The sequence below is a fragment of the Streptomyces sp. NPDC034670 genome (assembly GCF_055574875.1).
Window position 1 is genome coordinate 1 of the sequence record NZ_JBVITR010000119.1, and the last position, 3,606, is coordinate 3,606.

Genomic DNA, 3,606 nt, shown 5'->3' on the forward strand with positions numbered 1-3,606 from the left:
AACGGGGTCACGCCGTCGCGGCCCTCGGCGAGCAGCTCCCACAGCTCGTCCGGGGACGAGACGCCCCCCGGGAAACGGCAGGCCATACCGACGATGACGACCGGATCGTCGTCCACGGCACCGGTGGTGGCACTCGCGGTGGCGGTCGCGGTCGGTGCTCCGGGACTGCCGTGGGCCTCGCCGTTCGTCCCGTCCCCGGGCATCTGGGCGCGGATGTGGGCGGCGAGCGCGGCCGGGGTCGGGTGGTCGTAGACGAGGGCGGCGGTCAGACGGAGGCCGGTCGCGGCGCCGAGGCGGTTGCGGAGTTCGACGGCGGTCAGGGAGTCGAAGCCGAGATCGCTGAAGGGCCGGTCGGGTTCGACCGCGCCGCCCGAGGCGTGTCCGAGGACAGCGGCGACGGTGTCGCGCACGTGGGTGAGGACGATGCGGTCCCGTTCCGCGGGCGGGCGGCCGTGCAGGGTCGCCGCCAGTTCACTGCCGGTGGGCGTGGGCTGCTGCTCGGCGTCCGGCCCGGAAGGCGCCGCCTGGGTTCGTGCCGGCTCGGTGAGTTCGCGCAGGAGTGAGCCGCGGCGCGCGTACGCGGTGGCCGCGGTGAAACGGGCCCAGTCGGCGTCGAGGACGGTGGCGGAGATCCGGTCGTCGTCCAGGATGCGGCGCAGGGCGTCGACGGCGGTGTCCGGTGCCAGGGGGCGGATGCCGAGCCGGCCCAGGTGTGCGGTGACGACGGGGTCGGCGGCCATGCCGTCCCCGGCCCAGGGCCCCCACGCGACGGACGTGGCGGGCAGGCCGAGGGCCCGGCGGTGGTGGGCGAGGGCGTCGAGGCGGGCGTTGGCGGCGGCGTAGGCGGCCTGGCCCGCGTTGCCGGTCACGCCGGCCGTGGAGGAGAACAGCACGAAGGCGTCGAGGGCTCGGTCGGCGGTCAGTTCGTGCAGGTGCTGGGCGGCGTCGGCCTTCACGGCGAGGACGCGCGCCAGTCGTTCGGGGGTGAGGTCGGCGGCGAGTCCGTCGTCCAGGACACCCGCGGCGTGGACGATCACGGTCGGCGGGTGGGCGTCCAGCAGGTCGGCGAGCGCCGTGCGGTCGGTGACGTCGCAGGCGGTCAGGGTGACACGGGCACCGCGTTCGGTGAGTCCGGCGCGCAGGTCGGTCGCGCCGGGTGCGTCGGCACCGTGCCGGGAGACGAGGACGAGGTGGTCGGCACCGTTGTCGACGAGCCAGTGGGCGATGTGCCGGCCCAGCGCGCCGGTGCCTCCGGTGACCAGGGCGGTGCCGTGGAAGCGGGTGCCCCGGTCGGTCGTCCGGCGTCCGCTCGGGGTGGTGTCGCGTACGAGGCGGGCGGCGAGAACGCCGGTGGGCCGGAGGGCGAGCTGGTCCTCGTCGCCGGGTGCGGTCAGCGCGTCGGCGAGGCGTTCCAGGACGTCGGCCGTCAGCTCTTCGGGCAGGTCGACGAGGCCGCCCCAGCGGTCGGGCTGTTCCAGTGAGAGGGTGCGGCCGAGGCCCCATACGGCCGCCTCGGCGGGCCGGGACGGCATGTCACCGGCGCCGACCGACTGGGCGGAGCGGGTGGCGCACCAGACGCGGGCCGTCGGGTCGCTGTCGGCGAGTGCCTGCCACAGGGTGAGCACCTGGGCGGGCGACGGCAGCAGGGCGAGGGCGAAGGCGTACGAAGGGGCCTGACCCGCCGTGGCGGTCGGTGCGGTGAGGGCTGCCCGTATCCGTGCCGTGAGGTCGGTGCGGGTGTCCGTGTCGGAGAGCTGGATGACGTCCACGTCGACGCCGGACCGGCGCAGGGTGGCTGCGATGTCCGCGCCTGCGGGGTCGGACGTCGCGACGAGCCACCGGTCCGTGGGGCAGTGGGCGTCGCGGGCGCCGAGGCGTGCCGGGCGCCAGCGCACGCGGTAGCGGCGTCCGGCCTGTTCGAGGGCCTGCCGGCCCTGGCGGCGCCACTCGGACAGCGCGGGAACGACGGTGCCCAGGGCGTCGTCGGTGCCGACGCCCAGGCGTTCGGCGAGCGCGTCGGTCTCGCCGCGTTCCACGAGATCCCAGAAGCGTGACTCGACGGCGCCGGTGTCGCCGCCCGCGCCCCGGTCGTCGGTGGTGACGGCGTGGTCGGGCAGCCAGTACCGGTCGCGTCGGAAGGCGTACGCGGGCAGGTCCACGCGGCGCGCGCCCGTGCCCTCGAAGAGGGCGGACCAGCTGATCTCGGCTCCCCGCACGAACATCTCGGCGGCGGCCGTCAGGACGGACTCCGGCTCCGCCTGCCCCTTGCGCAGGGTGGCCGCGGCGGCGTGTCCCGCGTCGCGGGCGAGGGCGGTGAGGACGGGGTCGGGTCCGATCTCGAGGAGCCGTGCGGCGCCCTGCGGGCCGGTCGCGGTGGCGAGGGCGTCGTGGAACCGGACGGGCCGCCGGACCTGTTCGACCCAGTACTCGGCGGTGGTCCAGTCCCCGTCCCCTACGGGTCTTCCGGTCACCGTGCTGACGGCGTTCAGGGTGGGTGTGCCGTAGACGACACCGGCCGCGACGGTGGCGAAGTCGGCGAGCATGGGCTCCATCAGCGGCGAGTGGAACGCGTGGCTGACCCGCAGCCGGGACACCCGGCGGCCCTGCTCCCGGGCCACCGCCATCGCCTCCTCCACCAGGCCCTCGTCGCCGGAGACGACCACCGAGTCGGGTCCGTTGACGACCGCCACGGCCGCCCGCCCCCTGCCGCCGAGCCCTTGAAGCAGCTCGGTCACCTCGGCCTCCGTGCCCTCCAGGGCGGCCATCGCCCCGCCTTCGGGCAGCGCCTGCATCAGCCGGGCACGAGCCGCCACGAGCCGTACGGCGTCCCGGAGTTCGAGCACACCTGCCGTGTGGGCGGCCGCGAACTCGCCCACCGAATGGCCGAGGACGCAGTCGGGCCGCATGCCCCACGAGCGCAGCAGCGTCACGAGCGCCACCTGCAGGGCGAACAGAGCGGGCTGGGCATAACCGGTGCGGTCCAGGATCTCCGGTTCGGCAGTGAGGATCACGTCCCGGAGGGAGACGTGATCCGGGTCAAAGGCTCCGAGTTCGGCGTCCAGGAGGCCGCACACCTCGTCGAGGGCCTTCCTGAACTCCGGGTAGTGGGCGTGCAGTTCACGGCCCATGCCGACGCGCTGACTGCCCTGCCCGGTGAACATCCACGCCGTGCGGCCCTTGAGGACGCGACCCGTCACCACGGCGGGGTGGTCGTCGCCGTCGGCGAGGGCTGCCGTGCCCGTGCGCAGGGTTTCGGCGTCGCGGCCGAGGACGACGGACCGGTGGGTGAGGGCAGCCCGGGTGGTGGCCAGGGACAGGCCGACGTCGGCGGGTGACGCGGGGTTCGTACGGAGGTGTCCGGCGAGGCGGGCGGCCTGGGCGCGCAGGGTGTCGGCGTCGCGTCCCGTCACGATCCACGGCGTGACGGGAAGCCGGGCGCCGGGAAGCTCGGTCCCGGAGAGCCGGGTCCCGGGGATCCGGGTGGCGGGCTGTGGCTGCTCGGTCCTGTCTGCCGGGGGTTCTTCGAGGATGACGTGGGCGTTGGTGCCGCTGATCCCGAACGCCGAGACACCCGCCCGGCGCGGCCGGTCACCACGCCGCCACTCC

1 protein-coding gene is annotated in these 3,606 nt (G+C 75.3%); it reads right to left on the reverse strand.

Annotation, left to right across the window (positions count from 1 at the left end; genetic code table 11):
- On the reverse strand, nucleotides 1–3,606 hold a 3,606-nt coding region (locus tag ACZ56B_RS32650), incomplete at both ends, for an SDR family NAD(P)-dependent oxidoreductase (protein WP_468798657.1).